Annotated in this window: 23 protein-coding genes and 1 pseudogene; 5 read left to right on the top strand and 19 right to left on the bottom strand. The window is 66.9% G+C overall.

Going from position 1 to position 18086, the window contains the following annotated elements:
* The 12 genes from BQ8420_RS09350 to BQ8420_RS09300 form a co-directional block, all read right to left on the bottom strand.
* A partial coding sequence (locus BQ8420_RS09350; protein ID WP_143847175.1) for a DUF3307 domain-containing protein occupies positions 1–248 on the bottom strand: 248 nt, incomplete at its 3' end.
* Between the two features lie 92 nt (positions 249–340).
* Positions 341–1090: a DUF4097 family beta strand repeat-containing protein gene (locus BQ8420_RS09345; protein ID WP_087097446.1), complete on the bottom strand. Its 750-nt coding sequence runs from the start codon at positions 1088–1090 to the stop codon at positions 341–343.
* Between the two features lie 152 nt (positions 1091–1242).
* Positions 1243–1545, bottom strand: coding sequence for a hypothetical protein (locus BQ8420_RS09340; protein WP_087097445.1), 303 nt, complete (start codon positions 1543–1545; stop codon positions 1243–1245).
* On the bottom strand, positions 1542–2192 hold the full coding sequence (locus BQ8420_RS09335; protein ID WP_087097444.1) for a P-loop NTPase: 651 nt from the start codon (positions 2190–2192) through the stop codon (positions 1542–1544). Before BQ8420_RS09335 ends, BQ8420_RS09340 begins: the two co-directional genes overlap by 4 nt.
* A gap of 324 nt (positions 2193–2516) precedes the next feature.
* Positions 2517–4508, bottom strand: a complete 1992-nt coding sequence (locus BQ8420_RS33145; RefSeq protein WP_087097443.1) for an FtsK/SpoIIIE domain-containing protein — start codon at positions 4506–4508, stop codon at positions 2517–2519.
* An 85-nt stretch (positions 4509–4593) separates the two neighbouring features.
* Positions 4594–4986, bottom strand: a complete 393-nt coding sequence (locus BQ8420_RS09325) for a hypothetical protein (RefSeq protein ID WP_087097442.1) — start codon at positions 4984–4986, stop codon at positions 4594–4596.
* Positions 4987–5244: 258 nt separating this feature from the next.
* On the bottom strand, positions 5245–5526 hold the full coding sequence (locus BQ8420_RS09320) for a hypothetical protein (protein WP_087097441.1): 282 nt from the start codon (positions 5524–5526) through the stop codon (positions 5245–5247).
* Between the two features lie 32 nt (positions 5527–5558).
* The gene (locus tag BQ8420_RS09315; protein WP_087097440.1) at positions 5559–5762 is read right to left on the bottom strand and encodes a hypothetical protein; all 204 of its coding nucleotides are present in this window, start codon (positions 5760–5762) and stop codon (positions 5559–5561) included.
* Complete coding sequence (locus BQ8420_RS09310; RefSeq protein WP_087097439.1) at positions 5759–6931, bottom strand: hypothetical protein; 1173 nt, start codon at positions 6929–6931, stop codon at positions 5759–5761. The genes BQ8420_RS09315 and BQ8420_RS09310 overlap by 4 nt, the downstream gene beginning before the upstream one ends.
* A complete protein-coding gene (locus BQ8420_RS09305; protein WP_087097438.1) occupies positions 6928–7125 on the bottom strand; it encodes a hypothetical protein in 198 nt (65 codons plus the stop codon). The genes BQ8420_RS09310 and BQ8420_RS09305 overlap by 4 nt, the downstream gene beginning before the upstream one ends.
* Complete coding sequence (locus BQ8420_RS31835) at positions 7122–7277, bottom strand: hypothetical protein (RefSeq protein WP_160049291.1); 156 nt, start codon at positions 7275–7277, stop codon at positions 7122–7124. The genes BQ8420_RS09305 and BQ8420_RS31835 overlap by 4 nt, the downstream gene beginning before the upstream one ends.
* Positions 7277–7504, bottom strand: a complete 228-nt coding sequence (locus tag BQ8420_RS09300) for a hypothetical protein (protein WP_087097437.1) — start codon at positions 7502–7504, stop codon at positions 7277–7279. The genes BQ8420_RS31835 and BQ8420_RS09300 overlap by 1 nt, the downstream gene beginning before the upstream one ends.
* 182 nt (positions 7505–7686) lie before the next feature.
* On the opposite strand from BQ8420_RS09300, the gene BQ8420_RS09295 reads away from it, so the two are divergent.
* From BQ8420_RS09295 to BQ8420_RS09280, 4 genes are all read left to right on the top strand, one after another.
* Positions 7687–8016 carry a GntR family transcriptional regulator gene (locus tag BQ8420_RS09295; protein WP_143847173.1) on the top strand — a complete coding sequence of 110 codons (330 nt, stop codon included), beginning with the start codon at positions 7687–7689 and terminating at the stop codon, positions 8014–8016.
* 226 nt (positions 8017–8242) lie between these two features.
* The gene (locus BQ8420_RS09290) at positions 8243–9349 is read left to right on the top strand and encodes an XRE family transcriptional regulator (protein ID WP_235006016.1); all 1107 of its coding nucleotides are present in this window, start codon (positions 8243–8245) and stop codon (positions 9347–9349) included.
* A 148-nt stretch (positions 9350–9497) separates the two neighbouring features.
* Entirely contained in the window at positions 9498–10421 is a 924-nt protein-coding gene (locus tag BQ8420_RS09285; protein ID WP_160049290.1) for a bifunctional DNA primase/polymerase, read from the top strand.
* A 221-nt stretch (positions 10422–10642) separates the two neighbouring features.
* Complete coding sequence (locus BQ8420_RS09280) at positions 10643–12220, top strand: hypothetical protein (RefSeq protein ID WP_143847171.1); 1578 nt, start codon at positions 10643–10645, stop codon at positions 12218–12220.
* Between the two features lie 844 nt (positions 12221–13064).
* On the opposite strand, the gene BQ8420_RS09275 is transcribed toward BQ8420_RS09280, so the two are convergent.
* Complete coding sequence (locus BQ8420_RS09275; protein WP_087097432.1) at positions 13065–13664, bottom strand: zinc ribbon domain-containing protein; 600 nt, start codon at positions 13662–13664, stop codon at positions 13065–13067.
* 405 nt (positions 13665–14069) lie between these two features.
* Between BQ8420_RS09275 and BQ8420_RS31830 the strand changes: the two genes are divergently transcribed.
* Positions 14070–14219 (top strand): hypothetical protein, encoded by a 150-nt coding sequence (locus tag BQ8420_RS31830; protein ID WP_160049289.1) that lies wholly within the window; start codon positions 14070–14072, stop codon positions 14217–14219.
* Positions 14220–14413: 194 nt separating this feature from the next.
* Here the strand turns inward: BQ8420_RS31830 and BQ8420_RS09270 are convergent, their stop codons facing one another.
* The 6 genes and pseudogenes from BQ8420_RS09270 to BQ8420_RS31820 all read right to left on the bottom strand — a co-directional run.
* Positions 14414–15115 (bottom strand): hypothetical protein, encoded by a 702-nt coding sequence (locus BQ8420_RS09270; protein WP_160049288.1) that lies wholly within the window; start codon positions 15113–15115, stop codon positions 14414–14416.
* A gap of 5 nt (positions 15116–15120) precedes the next feature.
* Entirely contained in the window at positions 15121–15963 is an 843-nt protein-coding gene (locus BQ8420_RS09265; RefSeq protein ID WP_087097430.1) for a hypothetical protein, read from the bottom strand.
* Positions 15964–16320: 357 nt separating this feature from the next.
* On the bottom strand, positions 16321–16533 hold the full coding sequence (locus tag BQ8420_RS09260) for a hypothetical protein (RefSeq protein WP_087097429.1): 213 nt from the start codon (positions 16531–16533) through the stop codon (positions 16321–16323).
* Between the two features lie 85 nt (positions 16534–16618).
* The gene (locus tag BQ8420_RS31825; protein ID WP_160049287.1) at positions 16619–16756 is read right to left on the bottom strand and encodes a hypothetical protein; all 138 of its coding nucleotides are present in this window, start codon (positions 16754–16756) and stop codon (positions 16619–16621) included.
* A gap of 96 nt (positions 16757–16852) precedes the next feature.
* Positions 16853–17605: an NUDIX domain-containing protein gene (locus BQ8420_RS09255; RefSeq protein ID WP_087097428.1), complete on the bottom strand. Its 753-nt coding sequence runs from the start codon at positions 17603–17605 to the stop codon at positions 16853–16855.
* A gap of 122 nt (positions 17606–17727) precedes the next feature.
* Positions 17728–18086 (bottom strand): annotated as a pseudogene (locus tag BQ8420_RS31820) (hypothetical protein); the annotation flags it as partial.

Below are 18086 nucleotides of genomic sequence, written 5' to 3'. Positions count from 1 at the left end.
GCGAGCCCGCACGCGACGGCGGCCGGGGAGACGGCGGTGTCGGTGAGGGCGACGACTCCGAGGACGGCGACGGCCTGGAGCACGACGACGACCAGGACGTGCTTGGCGCACGCGAGGCGGCCCTCGTGGTCGCAGCGGCCCTTGGCCGCGGCCCACGCGCTCGACTGGAGAGGATGGTCCGCGAGGTTGTGGGCGGCGAACAGTGGCAGGGCGAGAGCTCCGAGCAGGGCGGCGTCGAGGGGCTGCATGGGTCCTCCAGCGTTAGGAATTGTTAGTGGATTTAGGAATCTAAGAACCTAAGTTCGGGGCCGGCCGGGTGGGCCGGCCCCTTCGAGGTGGATCAGGAGTCGCGCACGTCGCCGGAGGCCGTGCGGGTGTTGGCGTTCACCTGGTGGCCGAAGCGACGGATCCGGATGTCGCCGGAGGCGGTGCGGGCGAACAGGACGCAGTCGGCGGTGGCGGCGAAGTGGACGTCGCCGGATGCGGCCTGGACGTCGATGCGGGTGCCACCGTCGACGCGGACGTCACCGGAGGCGGTACGGATCGTGGCCACGGTCTCGACCTGGCGCACGCTCACGTCACCGGAGGCGGTCTCGGCGCTGATGTCGTGGGCGTGGGCGATGCGGACCTGGCCCGACTGGCCCTGGTGGTCGACGCCGCCGAGTTCGCCGGCGGTGGACAGGTCCCCGGACCGCATCCGGGTGATGAGCTGGGTGCCGCGCGGGATCCGGATGGCGACGGTGACCGGCTCGGGCTGGCTGATGCGGACGTCACCGGTGAAGGTCACGTTCCCGCCGCCGAAGAACACGTCGCCGCTGACGCTGCCGGCCTGGATCACCATGCCGCGGTTGGTGCCGACCGTCATGTTGCCGTTGCCGGTGGTGAAGGTCGAGGCGGGGGCGTCGGGCAGGTTCAGGGTCCAGATCCCGGCGGCCACGACGGCGTTGGCCTGGCGGACGATGTCCTCGGGGCCGGTGATCTCGATGATGGCCTCGGTGATGTCGTCGGCGCGGACACTGACGTCGGCGTGGGGGGCGGAGACCAGGAGGGTCTGGAAGCTGTCGCCCGGGGCGGTGAAGGTGATGTTCATGCACTCTCCCAAGAGTTAGGAACCTAAGTTTCGTCAATTTCTGCTTGACGTCTTCGATGATGCCCTGGAAGCGTGCGGGATGTCAACTGGTTCGTGACATAAATTAGGGACCTCACATGTGAGGTCCCTAGAGTGCCTGGTCCGGGTGGGTGTCAGTAGCCGCGTGACCTCAGCCACTCGTCGACCGCCAACGCCGCGATGTTCTGACGGGTGGCCCCGAGCCCGTGGTCCTCTCGGTATATGGCGGTCCGCCGGTGCAGCCACAACTCCACGGGCACCCCGACGTTGAACTGGCGGCGACGGTCCGGCGGTGTGGCTGCGATCTGCTCCAGCGTCATCGGGTCTGGGATGCCGCCCGGGGGCGGGGGCGGCCCCTTCGGCTGCTCGGGTTCGGTGGTCAGGTCCTGGCGGACGACGTCTCCGAGATCGAAGTGCTTCTTGTGGGCGGCGCTCATCGGATCAGCTCCGGCAGGGTCAGGAGTTCGTCACGGACGGCGGTGTAGTCGATGTCGCATCGGTCCGCGTGGTTGATGCGCTGGTGGGCCTCGGGGGTGAACACCGGCCACCCGCTGCCCTGGGCCTGTTCGTGGGCGTCATAGCGGCGCACCTCCGATCCCAAGAGCGGGACCTCCATGCCGGACAGCGCCTCACGGGCCGCGCGGGCGACACCCCTTTTGTTGTGGGCGATGGCGACGAACAGCACCCGGTGCGGCCGTGTGGTCAGCGCGCGCAGGGTGCGCATGATCGCGCGGGTTTCCAGCCATCGGGGCTGGAAGGGCACGAGCACGAGGTCTGCTGCGTCCATGGCGGCCGCGGCCTCGGTGGGGGAGGGAGGGCAGTCCACGATCACCCAGTCGAAGGGGACCTGGGTCAGGTGTCCGAGCTTGGCCGGGTCCTTCTCCGTGGTGAGGGTGTAGGTGGCGTCGATCTGGAGTTGCTCGTAGATCTCGGTGGCGCTGGGTTGGTCGGCGTTGGCGTCGACCAAGAGCGTCTCGCCCTGGTCTCGGCCGAAGAGCCACGCGAGGTTGGTGGCGGTGGTGCTTTTGCCGATACCGCCCTTGCCACCGAACACGGCGGTGATGCGGGGTCTGGTCTTGGTCATGGAGGCATCTTCTCACTGAGGTACCTAGCGACCTAGGTTCCTTGCGCATGAGAGCGGCCCCCGGCGTGGTGCCAGGGACCGCACGACGCCGGCCGGGATGGGGGTCGTGCGCCCTCCGGAGCCGCTTCCTAGGGTCGGGGCGCGAAAACGCGGAGGAGCCCCTCAGAGCGGTGTCTGAGGGGCTCCTCTGGGGGTGTCTCTAGGCGGTCTAGGGCTGCTAGTCAGCTGGTCAGAGGGGGTTCTAGGACATAGAGGAGGGGTCTAGTTCCTAGGGGCTGTGGCCCTAGTTCTAGACCCCTTCCAGAGGGTGTTCTAGGTCCGGTTTCAGGCGTTGTCGAGGGCGTTCTGGGTGCGGTCGCGGCGGTAGCCGTTGCGGTTGGTGCCCTCGATGTCGAGCTGTCCGGGGATGAGTCCGAGCCCCTTGACGGCGGCGGAGAGGCGGGCGCTGTCCCAGTCGGCGTACTCGTCGCTGGCGGCGGCCAACGCGGGCAGCAGATCCTTGGTGTGGATGCCCTTGGGGTGGGTCATGGCTTCGAGGATCGCGGTGAGCAGACGGATCTCGGCGCGGTCGTCGGTGGCGGGAAGGGTGCCAGCGGCCTTGCGGAGGTCGTAGGCGCGGGCGGCGATGGTGTCGATCTCGTCCTTGCCGGGGTCGATGAAGGCCGAGCGCAGCTGCACCGGTGAGGACCCTTCGGCGAGGATGTAGCCGGCGCCGCGCTGGTCGGGCTGGATCAGCGATGCGCTGTAGCCGCGTCCGGCCCATCCCTGTCCGAGGATGGTGTCGGACGCGGCCGGGGCAGTGCAGCGCAGCGCCCAGCGGATGGAGAGGATGTCGCGCAGCCGGGTGGGCACGACCTCGGCGGCGGGGCGCTGGGTGACCACGCCCACGATGATGCCCACGGCGCGGCCTCGGGCGACGATGTCGGCGATCGCGGTCATGCAAGCCTTGTCGAGCTTGCTGTCGCCGGAGGCGGTCCAGTACTGGATCTCGTCGATGTGCAGCACGATCGGGTGGAGTCCGTACTTGTTCGCGTCGGCCTCGGTGAAGGTCTGCACGCGCAGCTTGCGCTTGAGGGCGTAGCGGCGCTCCATCTCGTCGCAGATCTCAGCGATGAAGGGCAGCATCGCGCCCTGGTTCTTGTCGGTGAGGACCCCGGCCGCCATGGGCTCCCACATCATCAGGTCGGTGCCGAACTTTCCGTCCGCGAGGTAGACCTTGATCCGCGGGTCCAGGAAGAAGAACGCGAGCACGTTGTTGGAGGCCACGGACTTGCCACCGCCGGGCTCTCCCCCGATGAGGTAGGAGCGTTCGACCATGGAGAAGGTCAGGGCGCGGCCTCGGGCGTCGGCTCCAGCGAAGAGCTTGTCGCGCCAGAAGTTGACCGGGCCCTCGGATGCCACCAGCGGGTTTTCGATCCGGTCGCCCTGCATGGGGTCCTCGTCGGCGACCCATATGCGCATCCGGCCGTTGTGGCCCTTGACCGGGTCCAGGGCGACCTGGATCTCGTCGACGCCGATGGCGGCGGCGATGGCTCCGCGCTTGGTGGTGGCGACCTTGTAGGTGGTGCCGGGCGGGAGTTCGGCGGTGGCTTCCCAGGCGTCACCGGTACGGGTGACGGGTCCGACCATGCGCAGGTCATCTATCCGCTTGGCGAGTCCGGCGGCCACCAGGACCTTCTTGACCTCCTTGCTTGAGGGGGATCCGCCCAGGCTGGCGTGTCCGGCTTCGGCGTCGCCCAGCCCGATGCGGCGGCGCTCCAGCCCGCCGGCGACGGCCAGGACCATGAGGATCGCGATGAGGGGTACGGCCGGGGCGAGAAGGAACCAGGCGGCGGTTCCGGCGGTGGTGAGCGTGCCCGCTCCGGCGAAGACGATGTTGCGGCGCTTCTTGCGGGTGACCAGGACCAGTTCGGGTTTGGTCGCGAGCTGGGTGTCCAGCTCAGCGGCGACCATCCACCGCCACAGCACCCCGGCGCCGCGGGCGGTGCCCACGCTGCCGTAGACCAGCTCGTGCTTGAGCACGGCCAGGGCCAGGCGGTCGGGGCGCTTGGCGATCTCGCCGACGCGGGTGGCGGCGGTGCGCAGGGGGGCGGGCACCGCGATCTTGGTCTTGGCCTTGGCGGGTACGGCGACCTCGGTCGACGGCGCGGGCTCGTCCTGCTCCTGGTCCTCGTTGTCGTCGACGATCTCGGCTTCGAACACCTTCGTCTCAACCGCGCTGGGGGCCGACTCGGTCGTGGTGCCGGGCCGTAGTTCGATGACCTCGGCGTCCTGGACCTCGTCGGTGATGGTGTGGTCGGGGTTCGTGGCGGTCATGCTGGTGGTGCCTCTCTCTGGTTGAGGTGGTGGGCGGCGGCCGGTCTTGGCGGACTTTGGGGTCGCCGCCCACTTCTGCGTTGGCTCAGTAGTCGTTGACGTTGAACTCGGTGGTGAACTGCTCTGCGCTGTCCAGGCCGCCGGCGACGAACTCGTAGATGCCGATGAACGGACCGGACGCGGCCAGCCACAGGCAGGGCACGAGCAGCGCGATCCACGGGGTGAGCTTGCGGGTTCCGGCGTCCTTGAGTTCGAAGACCACCCAGCCGGAGGCCACCACGGCGACCAGAGCCGCGGTGCCGTCGAAGGTGGCGCTGCCCAGCGCCCGAACCCCGGCCACGGTGTAGGGCGCAAGGAAGGGCACGACGGCGAGTCCGGCGATGAACGAGCACGCGGTGAGCAGACGGCCTTGCTTCCCGAAAATCAGCAGGACGATGGCGATTCCGGTGGCGGTGAGGGCGACGATTCCACTGGTCATCCGGCTTTCCTTCCAGTACGGGGGCCTGCCCTGGGTGGGGCAGGCCCGGTGGGTGTGGGTGGCTAGCGGCTGGACTTGGAGCGGCTGGGGGTGGTGCGCTTCTCGTCGCGGTGGCCGGAGATGACCAGGGCGATGCCGGTGGCCAGGATGAGGGTGAGGATGAGGATCTCGATGCCGGTCATGTGTGGTGCCTCTCTGTGGGTGTGAGCGGTGGCTGGTCTTGGCGGATGGGCCACCGCTCTGTGTTCTGTGTGGGTGTTATGCGGCGGTGCCGAAGCCGGTCTCGGCCTCGTCGCCCTGGTCCTCATCGGTGTCGTCGTCGAGGTCCTGCTCGCAGTCGATGGCGGCGTCGTGCAGCTCCCACAGGGTCACGACCCAGCACAGGACGCTCATCGCGGCCGCCATGACGCTGAACCAGGAGTCGGTGGTGATGCTGACTCCGGTGCCGAACAGGATGACCGCGAGCCTCATGACCAGGGCGTGAGCGGGCATGTGGTCGGTGCCGTGAGCGATGCGGGCGGCGGTGCGGCGAAGCTTCATGAAGACTCCTAGGTGTATAAGTTCTGAGGTTCTTAGGTGCGCTGGTGGCAGTGGCGGCAGGGCGTGTAGCCGAACTCTCCGAGGTAGCTCCACCAGAGGCCGCCACGGCCTCCGCAGTCCACGCACAGGCCCTGGGTCTGGCACTGCTCGGGGGTCAGATCACTGTTGCGGCGGGTCCACGCCTCGTGGTCGAAGGTGGGTGTGGTCGGTCGGGACCAGGCGGTGAGGCGGCTCATGCGGCGGCCTCCTCAGCAGCCGCGTCGACCACGCTGAGCTGCCCGGGAAGGACGGTCTCGGTGCGCTCCTGGTGCAGCGCCAAGACTCGCTTGGCCCTCTCGAATCCCACGCTGAGCGACCCCTGAACGGCCTTCACGGTGGGGCTCTCGGGGAGCTCTCGGGAGTCGATCCGCTCTTCGAGCATCACGGCCAGATCCAGGTCCGAGAGTCGACGCGGGGACGGCGTCTCGGCAGTCTTCTTCGCGGCGGCCGGGACCTTGGTGCCCTTGTCGGCGCGGGCCTTTCGAGAGTCGCTCGGGGTCGACTTCTGAACCGGGCGTTCGGCCTGCTCATCGGTCGAACGTGCGGGCTTCGGAGCCGTCTTTCGGCGGGGCTCGGAGCAGCAGCGGACCACCGCCAGTCGGGTCGCGCCGGCCGGGATCTCCAGCGCCCGCTCCGAGAGCCGGGACCGGTCGATCTCGACTGTCTCCGGGGCGCTCTCAGGAGTCGACTCCTGCGACTCCTGAACCGGCTCCTGAACGTCTTTGCCTTCCGGGACCGGGACCGCGCCCACCGCTTCCAGAAGGACTCCGATCAGGTGGACGGTGGCCGCGGCGCCGATCGGTCCGAGAGCGTGGAAGAGGAGTCCTCCCGCACCTTCCCAGTCACTCGGCCAGTGGCCCACGGTGTTGAGCACGAGAGAGACTCCGAGAGCCCCCCACATGAGTTTCGAGGCGGTCAGGAGCGGGTCTTCGACGTCCGTCGTCTCCTCAGCGACTCCCAGGAGCCGGCACCGGACCAGGACCACGACGGCGACGAACGCGATGAGGGCCGGTTCCAGCGCCCACAGCGCCCACCACATGACGCTGTCCTCTTCGGCTCCGGTCATCGCGGCGGCCCCGGCCTGGACACCGGCCGTGGACCAGGCCCCGAAAGCGAGCAGGGCCGGGATCAGGACCCGCAGGACCAAGCGACGGGTGGACTCCAGTCGGAGCGCTACCGCACGGCCGCTGCGCATGATGCGGGCCAACTCGCCCTGGTGGGCGATGGTCTCCTTCAGCTCGGCCTGGCGGTGCTTCTGCTTGATCTTGCGGGTGGCGCGGCGGGCGGAGAGCTTCGTGGAGAGCTTGTCTCCGGCTTGCGAGTCGGTGTCCTCGATCGGGGTCACCGTCGTCGTGCTGGGCTTCATCGGGTGTCCTCCTTCGAGGTCGACGCGGGCAGGGACAGCGGGGCAGCGCAGACGTTGGCCGCGGTGTCCAAGAGCAGAGCGGCTCCGGCGAGCGGCAGCGCCACCAGGCGCAGGAGCGTGACCGTCAGGGTCAGGACCAGGACCACGAGGACGGCGATGATGCCGGCGGTCTGGATCATGTGGGTCGTGGTCATCCCTGTTCACCGGCCTCTCGGTCGGCCTGGCGGGCGCGGACGGCGCCGATGCGCTGGAGGTCGCCGGTCTCGTCGGGGAGGCGGCAGAGCAGGATCGCGGCGGCGATGAGCAGGACGGGGAAGGCCCCGAGCATGATGAGAGTAAAGGTCATCAGGCGGCGCTCCCGTCGAACTCGACGGCGGCCAGTTCGGTGAGGATGTCGTCGACGATGTCGGCGGCGGCGGCGCGGCGGGCGGCGGTCTCGGCGAGGGTTTCGCCGGGCAGCTGTCCGGGGGTGTGCAGCTCGGGCTCGGTGCTCTCCATCAGCACCGCCAGAGCGGTGACGTTCAGCGCCCTGGGGGCGGCGTAGCCGCTGTTCCGGGCGGGCATCATGGTCATGCGGGTCTCCTCCTACACAGGCGATCCGTGAGCCACTCCAGGCCGTCATCCCGGGGTGGCTCGTGCGTTCAACTGAGCTAACACAGTTGAGTCTGAGCTAGTTCTCAGAGTTTGTCAAGGCGTCAAGCAAGAGTGATTCAAGGTGGACTAGCTCAGCTGTTTCTCATGTGTACACTGTTCCCATGACGAACCGACAAGCAGCGCGTCAGCCCTATCTCCGCGTACTCGATGACCTGCAAGGAAAGATCTCCTCGGGTGAACTCTCCCCCGGGGACCTTCTCCCCTCCACTCGCGCTCTGTCCGAGCGCCACGGGGTAGCAGTGATGACCGTCCGCCGCGCGTACACAGAACTTCAGAAGCTCGGGAAAGCCGAGCCCACCCACGGGGTGGGCTGGTTCGTGACCGAGCCTCCAGCCCCTAAACCGGGCCTCGAAGAGCGGGTCCGGACCCTCGAAGTCGAGGTCCGGGAACTGCGTGAGCGCCTCGTTGAACATGACTCCAGCGTCTCGTGAGCTGCCCTTCCCCACGAGAGGCAGCCAGGGGACCCTTCCATGTCCCCTAGATGCCACCTAGACAGACACCATCAGTAGTCAGGAGCGTGAGCACATGAGTACCTCTGCGACCACACCCTGGGCACGCCGCATGAAGCGGGAACGGCAGCTTCGAGGATGGACACAGCGCGACTGCGTTCGTCGACTCCAGTACGAAGCAAGTCGAGTGCTTCCAGACGAATCCAACATGGTTGACCAGTGGAAACGCTGGGAATCCGGACGTGTTCTGCCTAGCCCCGAATACCAGCGACTCATCGCTGCCATTTTCGGTTCCGTGAGTGGAGCGATGTTCGCCGCCCCCCGCGACCCCCAAGACGTGATGGTGTCTGCCGGAACACCTGTCTCTGTTACCACTGAGGTCCTGTCTCGGCTCCAGGCGTCCGCCATAGACCAAGCCACTTTGGACGCCCTACGACTCACCGTGGATCGCCTCTGCGCCGACTACCCCACGGTGCCCGCCCCCCAGCTCCTCCTAGAAGGCCGTTCCTGGCTGACCCGGATCTCCGACCTCCTCGACATGCGGGTGACCCTCTCCCAGCATCGTGAGCTGCTGTCGCTTTCCGGGATGCTCGCGTTGCTCGTCGGGTGTCTGGAACAGGACACAGGTGCCTCAACCCATGCCGAAGCGACCAGGCGCTCCGCCAACCTTCTCGGTGTCGAAGCCGACGATCACGACGTAATCGGCTGGTCTTACGAGATGAGCTGCTGGTTCGCTCTCACCAGGGGCGACTACGGTGCGGTGCTCGCTGCCTCCACCGCGGGCATCGAAGCAGCCGGAGAGCGTTCCGTGTCTGTGCAGCTCAGGGCTCAGCAAGCCAAAGCATGGGCCCGGATAGGGGACCGCCGAAAGGTCGAGGTCGCCCTTGACCAGGGGCGGACTCTTCTCGAATCTCTGCCCTACCCCACGGACCCGGCCCACCACTTCATCGTGGATCCCCAAAAGTTCGACTTCTACTCGATGGACGTCCTTCGAACTGTGGGTGAGGATCGCATCGCTGACGCACTCGCCAACGAGGTCCTCCGAAGCTGCACTACCTGGGACGGGACCGTCATCAGCCCTATGCGAGCGGCTGAAGCATGGGTCTCGAAGGGAGTCATCGCCGCTCGGGCTGGCGATCTCGAAGCTGCCGTAGAGCACGGAAGGAACGCCCTAGAGGGTGAACGGAAGTCTCTCCCGAGTCTTGCCATGGTCGGGCACGAGCTGAGCAGCGAACTCCGCGTGCACTACCCCCACGAGCCACTCGCGCAGGAGTACACCAACGAGTTGGCGCAAATCATGAAGGCGGACGCCTGACGGCGGCGACTTCCCCGTGACTCCGGCGTGGCCGCTCTCCCAGCCCGGAGAACCACCCTCTTCGAAAGAAAAGCACCCGGGGGCGATGCAACCGCCCCCGGGTGACCACCTACCAGGACAGATAGGTAGAGACAGGATGACACACACGATGACCAGGGCCGTAGATGTGGCCGTGGAGCTGGTGGCCGGCCGGGGGTGGGCGGTGATGCCGCTCTCGGGGAAGGGGCCGGTGCGGTCCTGCCGAGACTGTCGGCAGGACCGGCACCACGGCGCGGACTGCACCTGCCAAACGCAGTGGTGCCACGGGTTCTACGGGGCCACCACCGACTCCGTCGTCCTCGAGCAGCGCTGGCCTCACGACGCTGACGGAGTCGGCGTCGCGACCGGCGCGTCGAACCTCACGGTGGTCGACGTCGACGGACAGTCCGGACACCAGTGGGTCACCGGACTGGCCAACCGGGGGATCCTCACCCCGACCCTGATGATGAGGTCCTCATCCGGGGCTGGCTACCACCTCTACTACGAAGGGGTGGTCCGATCCCGACCGCTTCGTCTCTCCCCCACCCACCCACTCGCTGGCACCTCCGACGACATCCCGGTCGACATCAAATCGAACGGGTCCTACGTCCGGTGGACCGGAATCGTCGCAACTGACCGGCCCATCGCACCCGTGCCCGCCGCCCTGGAGGACGAGCTCGACGCCCGGCAGGCCCGTCTCGATGCCGCCCGACGCCCGTCAACCGCCACCAGGTCCACCCCGGCAAGGACGGGTCGCTGCACCCACGCCCCTGGGTACCTCGACCGCGGGATCCAGATGGCGGTGGAGACGCTCTCCCAGATCGATCCGAGCGGGGGCGGGGTCCACTCCCAGGTGTACGGGGTGATCCGAGGGATCGTGCGACGTCATGCCGGGACGTGTGGTCAGGACTGCGTCACCGGGGTCCAGCTCGACGAACTGGGTGAAGCCGCCCAACGGGTCGGAGAGCGACCCGGCGACTTCCGTCGGGCGTGGGACAACGCCCTCTCCGAGTCCGGTCTCCAGAGCCGATTCGGCACCCGGACCGCAAGATGACACAACCCCCTGAACTGCGGATGTGTCGGGGTTGGCAGTCCCCTCATGTAGAACAAGAAAGACCGCCGACCTGCTGAGACCTGGAACTCTCAGCAGACCGGCGGTCCAAAGACCCCGGGGCTGCAACCCCGGAACCCAATCGAGAGTCGACCTGGCGGAAGAACCTCAACCGATACATGCACAGTGTAGCCACCTGCACTGACCTGAGGACTCTAGCCACGGTGACTCTCCTCTACCTAGAGAGAGACCACACAGTGTCCGACCCTACGAACTCGACCAACAACGTGGTCCAGTTCCCTCCCGTCCGTCCCGAGATCACTCACGCCAACGATGTGGAGCTGTTCGACGAACTGCGGAGGCTGCTGCCCCGTCTCGGTGACATCTACCACCGAGACGACGTGTTCTGCACTGTCGCTGTCACGACCAAACGAGGTGTGACCAAGGCCCGTATTCGAGACCTCAGCAACGACGCCCTCAAGGCCTTCCTCCACAACCGCATCGATGTAGTGGTCTACAGGGACAAGCCCGACAAAAACGGTCGGCAATCCTACAGGGAGCTGATTCCGGGAACCGTTGCGGGAATGCTCTGCGGGGACACAGAGAAACTCGTCCCAGAGCTCACCGGCACCGCGACGCATCCACTAGTCATGCCTACTGGCGAGATCGTGACAGATTCCGGATACCACGATGAAACCGGCCTCTACATCACACCCCACGTGCCCGGTGTTACCGTTCCCGAGAATCCCACCCAGGATCAGGTCACCAAAGCGGTCACCCTGGTCACCAGCGTTTTCGGCGACTTCCCCTGGCTCGATCGAGCCAGTTTCGCGGCCTACATCGGAGCCCTCATGGCACCTGCCCTGCGATGGATGGGAGGGGGCGGCTGGCGAGTTCCCGCGCCGTTCATCAGCGCGAACCAGGCCGGGGTCGGAAAGAGCGCGCTCTGCAAAGTGTTCGCGGCACTGTATGGCCAGCACAATGCAAGCTGGCCTTCCTACTCCGAGGAGGAACTGGAGAAGCGGTTGACGACCGCAATGCGCGAAGCCGTCGAGCCAGTGATCATGTTCGACAACGTGCCCAACGGGCTCAGCATCGGGAGCGGCATCCTCGCCCAATTCCTGACCCTAGAGACTTGGATGGCACGGATTCTCGGCACGAACAGTGGGATCTCAGTACCCATCACGAAGGTCGTTGTACTGAACGGGAACAACATCAAACCCACGGAGGACATGAAGCGGCGGGCGCTCCCGATCACCCTTCGCTACGAAGAGCGGCACCCTGAGAAGCGCGATCCCGACGCCTATGCGGTGGGGGACCTGGAGACCTGGCTCGACTCTCCTGAGAACGTGCAGCGCCTCATGGCTGCGTTCCTTACGATCATCCGAGGCTGGATCGGGGATGGGGCTCCCAAACGCCCGGTGAGGATGGCCTCGTTCGGCCGGTGGGCGTCGGCTACCGCAGGTCTCTTGGACTGGGCTGGAATCGTGGGGTTCCCAGACTCCTGGGGTGACTCCGTGAGTCAAGAAGACAGCGAGTGGGCTGAGGTCTTCGACATGTGGGAGACGACCATCGGGGACAAGAAGGTCACCGCGAGGGAGATGCTCACGGCGTTCCCCTCCGAAGCGCTGCCCCCTGGAGCGACCACGGCATCAGGCCAGCCTTCCCCTCGCAAGCTGGGCAGCGTCCTGTCCGCTAACGAAGGTCGATGGATCGGCGGTTACCGGATCGTGGGAAGTATCAGTCGGGGGCGAACCTACTACCACCTTGAGGCAGCCTCGGACGACGAGAGCAACAGGTAGAGGGGTAGAAGCTCCAGAGCCCCGGTGGTGGATTGCAATCCACCACCGGGGCTTTCTCGTGGCCGAGTGGTGGGTTACACCGCCTGTACTCCACCACCACCCCACCACTAACCCACCACCTAACCCACCACTCTTGAACTGCGAAAACAGCCCATATGGTGGAGTGGTGGATCACTTCTCAGTACCTAGGGGATCACTCGTGTGTGCGCCTGTGTGCGTGTGAGTACCTAGAAGTGATCCACCACTCCACCACTTCTAAGAATATTCGCAGGTCAGAGTATGTATAAGGGTGGTGGGTTAGTGGTGGATCACTTCATATTTCCGCAGGTCAGGAGTGGTGGGTTACGTCTCGACATAACCCACCACTCCACGTCCTTCAAGAAAAGCACCGGGGGTGAGACTGCCCCCGGTGCTTTTCTTGGAATCCGTTCAGCGCAGTGACCTGTACGCCGTCAAGGAGGGGCGTTGGAACCTCCGACGTCGTCGAGGTCCTCGACCGCGCGGGTAGAACCGTCCGCACGCCGTCAAATTTCCCGAACTGTTCCCTTCGTTGCAGGTCAGCAGAGTTCGGCCCCTGGTCCTGGAATCCCCAGACCCGTACAGGGACCTGCCGGCAGACACCTCTCGGCAGCGGTGACGGGGCAGGGGAGTGCACCCCCACCCCTGTCCGGGCGGGGTTCCAACGCCAACGAACCTGTCGCCCTGGCGCTCGGGATGGGCGTTGGGTTCCCGGCCGGGATGGCGGGGTCCCGGGGCGGCGAGTCCCGGGTACCACCAGGCGTGCACCGGCGACACGCCGACACGTCGTATCGGAGATACCTGCGCTCTTACGGGTTGACCTACATCAGTGACGTTTTCCTCGTCGACGGCCGGTCAGGGTCTCCTTCATCCACTCGTGGTACCTGTTGGCCGCTGTCTCCACCTGGCTGGTTCCTCGGGTGATCCGCTCGATCTCGGACGGGCTGTACTCGCCCTGAGCGATGGCGGCCGCGGCGCGCGTGAGGAGCCGCTGTAGCTCACGGGCGCGCGGCGGTCCGGAGGAAGGGGCCTCGGGGCTCTTTGCGGGCTCCCACGGGTCCTGAGGCGGCGCGTAGCGGTCTCCGGGGTAGTAGCCCGGCGACTGGATGGGGGAGCGCACCACACGGGTTCGAGTGACCACCTCACGCACGACCTCGCGGACCGGTTCGTCGTCGCGCCGCGCCCGGCCGGCGGCCTGGTCTGCCTCCAGGCGCTCGCGCGCCGTGCGGACCTCATAAGCGCGTTGGCGGTGGGCCGGCGAACAGTACAGCCGCGGCCGGCCTTTGCCCTTCGCTCGGGGGGACATCCCCTTGCCGCACCATCCACAAGTTCGCCGGATCGCCTGGGTTCGGACGGTCTCGATCACGTCGGGGTCGACGGGCTCCTGGTGGTGTTCGGCGGGAGGTTCTTCGGGTGTGTGGTCCATACCCGGCACATTAACGTCACTGATGTATGTGGGATTGAGCGAGCCTTTGTATCTCTTCGAGATACGCCTCCGGCGTTGGCGAACTGGTCTACCTGAGGGCTCTCCGTGGGCGGTGGCGGAGGGCGGTCCCGGACGTCTGTCTGAGGAGGTCGCGGCACACCATCCCCGCGTCCCCTGACGTGTGGTGGCCGGGGCCGGTGGCGGGGATGGTGTGCCGCCTCGACGCGGTGGCGAAGGCTCGGTTCGGCATGGTGCCTCGGTGTGCTGCACCTCGATCACTAGTAGTGCCTCGGTGTGCTGCACCTCGATCACTAGTAGTGCCTCGGTGTGATTCGTCAGTGACGTTTTAGGTAGTGCCTACGTTGAGTCTGTGCTGCTCGTGCTGAGTTCGGTTTGGTGGGTGGGGTGGCCTCGATCGTTGGGGAATGCACGGGCGTGGTGGTGGCTCCGGAGATGAGGGTGCTCTGGCTGCTGGAGAAGAAGGGGGACCAGGGCGTGAAGGTTGTTCAGAAGAGGAGATGTCGGCGGTCGGTCAGGGTTGCCGACATGACCTGAGCTGGGCGAAGACCGTTCCTCGCAGAGGGTGAGTCAAGCGGCGTGTCTACCGCCGGGTCTAGTGCCCCGTCCAGCGTGGGGTCTAGCGCGGGGTCAACCTCCACTGGGTTGAACACGCACGGTGAAAACCCCGGACATGACGAAGCCCTCCACACCCGAACTCGGGTGTGGAGGGCTTCGTCGATTCGGGCTCCCTACAGGCGTGCCCACGCCTGTAGGCCCTGCTCAGCAGGCGGGTACCAGGTCCGCACGATCTGCGCGCTCACCTCCCGGAACAAGGGCTCGGCCTGGACGGAGAGGACGCGGTCCACCTTGTCGGCTCGCTCCGGGCGCACGGTGGCCGGCAACACGACCAACAGGTCGCGCAGCCGCTCCCGGTCGGGGTCGTGTCCGGTGAGCCCGAGCACCGTCAGGACCCGATCCAGGGCGTGCAGCGGTTCCAGGTGCCCAACGTCCTGACCGGCCCGGTCCATCTCGGCCGCGAACAGGGGCGCCAGATCCTCCAGGACGCCGGCGAGTTCGTCGAGAGGGTCGGCCTTGACCTGGGAGATCAGGCCGCTGGCCCGGCGCAACACCTCGATGTCGGCGCTATCCAGGTGGGCGGGGTGCAGTGGCGTGTACTCGTAGCGGCCATCGGGGGCGAACATCCGGTCGCCGTACCGGCGCGGATGCCCGTCCTCCGCCGCCATCTGCTCGATGGACTCGTCGACCTCCAGGGGCGCGACCACGTCGAACAGCCGCCCCAGCGGGGATACGAGGTCAGCGGCCTCCATCCCCAGCAGGTCGTCGACCTGCGCCTCATCCAGAGCGCGGGCCCAGACATCCAGTGCGGCCACGGTGCGGGTCAGGGCGCCGTCCAGGTCGGGGACGAGGACAGGAACGGTGGTGTTGGTCATGGGTGTCATGCCATCTCCGTTTCGATCTTGAGCGCGGCGTCCGGTGCCAGAGCGAGCTGGGTGGTCTCCTCGGGGTCGGTGGTGTCGCGGACGGGAACAGTCACGGTGCCGTCTGGTCGGGTGAAGGGGGTGTCGATGACTTCCCAGAGCATGTCGAGGTCGCGGATGCGGTCCCCGGGGAGCACGTCCTCGGGGCGACGGTCCCGCAGAACCGGCAGGTACGCCAGAGCGGCGACCGCCACCTCCTTGACCGGGGCGTCCACGGCCACGGGCAGATCCCGGACGCTCTCGCCGTTCAGGATGAGCCACCAGCCCCGGTCCTCGTTCCAAGCCAGGGTGTCGGCACCGCAGCTCACGCCGCCTTCCCAACGCTCCTCCCGTTCGTCGTCGGTGCCGTTGGTCTCGGCCCAGGACATGGTGGTGTACACCCCGGCGGTTTGGAGGGCTGTTTCGACCGCGTCGACGTAGCGTTCCCAGCGGTGCCGGGTGTCCTTGGGCCGGCCCGGTTTGGCATCGGGGAGAACCGGCCAGCGGGTGCGGGCCGCTTGTCGGCTGATTCCTACGGCCTCTCCCAAGTCGGCGTAGGTGACCGGGGCCTCCCGTCGCATGGCCAGCCCCAGGGCCAGCATGTAGGCGTGCTCATCCAAGACCTTGCGCAGCGCCTCAGTGGCGCGCAGGCGAGCCAGATCGGCGTCGCGAGCCTGAGCGGGGGTGGCGGTCAGTGCCGCCCCGGGGCCGGGGGCCACGGTCTCCGGGGCCAAGGCGGCCGCTACGCGGCGCACCAGGGCGCTCAGTTCGTCCTCGGTTCGTGACTGCACGGCGAAGGGCAGCCGGGGTTTCTTCGGCACGCGTGTTCTCCTCTCGACTACGCAGGTGTGCGCACATAATGACAACCTTACCTGTCATTAGGGAGATTGACAGGCGTTCCTGTCATTTTTTCCGGCCGCTTCTGACTACCGATAAGTCAATGTTCTCGGGAGCCAGAGCCTTTGGAGGTCCGCCCCCGGGTGCTTTTCTTCTGACGAGTGGAGTCGGCCTCCGGGCCGGACGGTGAGGTCGCTGGAGTCACGGGGTAGTCGTCGCCGTGAGGCGTCCTTCTATCTGTTCCTGGGGAACTGTGCGCCGGTAGGCGCTCCTCTTTGGCTTCTCCTCTCCACGCAGATGAGAGCGCCCTCGGCACTGGGAGGTGTCGGGGGCGCTCGGGGTCACTCGTCCTCCGGGGTGGTGGCCTTGATCAGGGCGGTGTGCCGCTGCTGTGCGCCTTGGCGGGTCCGGATGCCCAGGGTCTGGGCGATGCGGTCCCAGGACGCGCCGGCCTCGCGGGCGGCGGTGATGCGGTCCCGCTCGATCACGTCGACTTCTCGGCGGAGGCGGGCCACGTCAGCGAGTTCGTCGAGGCGCTCGGTCATGGCGCTCATAGGTGTGCTCTCCTCTCGTCTCTCGTCAACCTTGTGTTGACGGTCTATCACCGGCCCCGGACCTCCGGGGCCGGTTCACCCGACGTCAGCCGAAGCTGATGCCGCCCTTGATCTCGTCGGCCTCGATGGTGACGGCCCCGCCCTGGGTCTCGGTGCTGCCGTCGTCGTAGGTGATGGTGGTGACGCCGTCGACGGTCTCGATGCTCTGGACCTGCTTCGCCATGGGGATCTCCTTTTAGATTCTTATGTTCTTAGCTTCTTAGGCGGACCTGTGTAGTCCCGGACACCGCCCCGAGGGGCGGCACCGGCACCACACGGGTTAGCCCAGGTGGTCCGCAGCGGCGGTCAGGATCGGGAGGTGCGCCTCGTACAGGCCGCCGTGTGCCTCCAGGTCCTCAGCGAGCTGAGCGACGGAGACGAAGGGGAACCACTTGGCGTCGGCGGCGTCGTCGGCGGCCACGGCGGGCAGGACGTCGGGCAGCAGGTATAGGGCGGCGGTGCTGGTGACCCAGGCGTGGTCGGTGGCGCGCCAGTCGGCGACGTAGGAGCGGGTCAGGATCGCGCTGGGGGTCTGGTCGGTGAGGTCTACGCCGGTCTCCTCCTGGAGTTCCCGGACGACGGCTGCCGGGGCAGTCTCACCGGGGTCGACCATGCCGCCGGGGAAGGCCCACTTGCCGATGTCGCTGCGCTGGATCAGCAGTACGCGGCGCTCGGAGCCGGTGCCGGCCACCACGACCGGGTCGGCGGCCTGGTTCTCGCCCCAGGAGCCCAAGTTCCTGCCCGAGCGTCCGGTGCGACCGATGGGGTTGAGCGGGTAGCCGGCGGCGTCGACCTCGAAGGGGACCAGGGCGAGCTCCTGGCGGGCCTCCCAGCCGGTGATCTCGGTCGGGGTGGCGACGGGGTCGGTGATCCAGGCTTCGACGTCACCGGTCAGCGCAGCGGCTCGCAGCTCCGGCGGGGTGATGTCGACCGGGGCGTAGCCAGCGTGGTCGGTGTCCCAGGAACGGAGTTCGGTGGGGACGTCGACGCCGGGGTGGTCGGCCGGGCCATAGGTGGTGTTGGTGTCGGTCATGCGATCCTCCGAGAGCGAGAGTGTCAATTACTGCTTGACGTCTTCGATCATGCCCGCCCGCGTGCTAATTGTCAATGATTAGTTGACGAAACTTAGGAACTTTAGTTCTGAGTTTCTTAGATCTACTGGTCAAGAGCCCTACGCCCGATGCGGGAGGCCACGATGGCGGAGACCATGAGCATGACGGCCAGGCTCGTGAGCACGGTCAGGATCAGACCGGAGGAAGCGATGATCAGGCCGCTGAGCGCCAGCCACAGGATGTGCCAGTCCTGGTCCATCCGGTATGCGCCGGTGCCCAGGTGCGGGGCGTCGTCGCGGTCGGGGCGGGGTGTGCCCAAGCGAGCGAAGCCGGTCTTGTTGATCGCTTCGTAGAGGCCGGCGGCGGTGAAGCGGCGGTCGAACCAGTAGTGGCTCCACCCGGTGAAGGCGAGCCCGCACGCGACGGCGGCCGGGGAGACGGCGGTGTCGGTGAGGGCGACGA

The organism is Nocardiopsis sp. JB363 (genome assembly GCF_900143625.1).
GTDB lineage: Bacteria > Actinomycetota > Actinomycetes > Streptosporangiales > Streptosporangiaceae > Nocardiopsis.
This window is presented reverse-complemented; position numbering and strand designations above follow the sequence as displayed.

Coding starts and splice junctions, on each gene's coding strand:
- BQ8420_RS09335 (WP_087097444.1), bottom strand. CDS start 2,192: ATGACCAAGACCAGACCCCGCATCACCGCCGTGTTCGGTGGCAAGGGC.
- BQ8420_RS09325 (WP_087097442.1), bottom strand. CDS start 4,986: ATGACCAGTGGAATCGTCGCCCTCACCGCCACCGGAATCGCCATCGTC.
- BQ8420_RS09275 (WP_087097432.1), bottom strand. CDS start 13,664: ATGGACCACACACCCGAAGAACCTCCCGCCGAACACCACCAGGAGCCC.
- BQ8420_RS09310 (WP_087097439.1), bottom strand. CDS start 6,931: ATGAAGCCCAGCACGACGACGGTGACCCCGATCGAGGACACCGACTCG.
- BQ8420_RS09260 (WP_087097429.1), bottom strand. CDS start 16,533: ATGAGCGCCATGACCGAGCGCCTCGACGAACTCGCTGACGTGGCCCGC.
- BQ8420_RS09345 (WP_087097446.1), bottom strand. CDS start 1,090: ATGAACATCACCTTCACCGCCCCGGGCGACAGCTTCCAGACCCTCCTG.
- BQ8420_RS31835 (WP_160049291.1), bottom strand. CDS start 7,277: ATGACCTTTACTCTCATCATGCTCGGGGCCTTCCCCGTCCTGCTCATC.
- BQ8420_RS09315 (WP_087097440.1), bottom strand. CDS start 5,762: ATGAGCCGCCTCACCGCCTGGTCCCGACCGACCACACCCACCTTCGAC.
- BQ8420_RS09270 (WP_160049288.1), bottom strand. CDS start 15,115: ATGACCAACACCACCGTTCCTGTCCTCGTCCCCGACCTGGACGGCGCC.
- BQ8420_RS09340 (WP_087097445.1), bottom strand. CDS start 1,545: ATGAGCGCCGCCCACAAGAAGCACTTCGATCTCGGAGACGTCGTCCGC.
- BQ8420_RS09300 (WP_087097437.1), bottom strand. CDS start 7,504: ATGACCATGATGCCCGCCCGGAACAGCGGCTACGCCGCCCCCAGGGCG.
- BQ8420_RS31825 (WP_160049287.1), bottom strand. CDS start 16,756: ATGGCGAAGCAGGTCCAGAGCATCGAGACCGTCGACGGCGTCACCACC.
- BQ8420_RS09285 (WP_160049290.1), top strand. CDS start 9,498: ATGACCAGGGCCGTAGATGTGGCCGTGGAGCTGGTGGCCGGCCGGGGG.
- BQ8420_RS09305 (WP_087097438.1), bottom strand. CDS start 7,125: ATGACCACGACCCACATGATCCAGACCGCCGGCATCATCGCCGTCCTC.
- BQ8420_RS33145 (WP_087097443.1), bottom strand. CDS start 4,508: ATGACCGCCACGAACCCCGACCACACCATCACCGACGAGGTCCAGGAC.
- BQ8420_RS09255 (WP_087097428.1), bottom strand. CDS start 17,605: ATGACCGACACCAACACCACCTATGGCCCGGCCGACCACCCCGGCGTC.
- BQ8420_RS09320 (WP_087097441.1), bottom strand. CDS start 5,526: ATGAAGCTTCGCCGCACCGCCGCCCGCATCGCTCACGGCACCGACCAC.
- BQ8420_RS09295 (WP_143847173.1), top strand. CDS start 7,687: ATGACGAACCGACAAGCAGCGCGTCAGCCCTATCTCCGCGTACTCGAT.
- BQ8420_RS09290 (WP_235006016.1), top strand. CDS start 8,243: ATGGTTGACCAGTGGAAACGCTGGGAATCCGGACGTGTTCTGCCTAGC.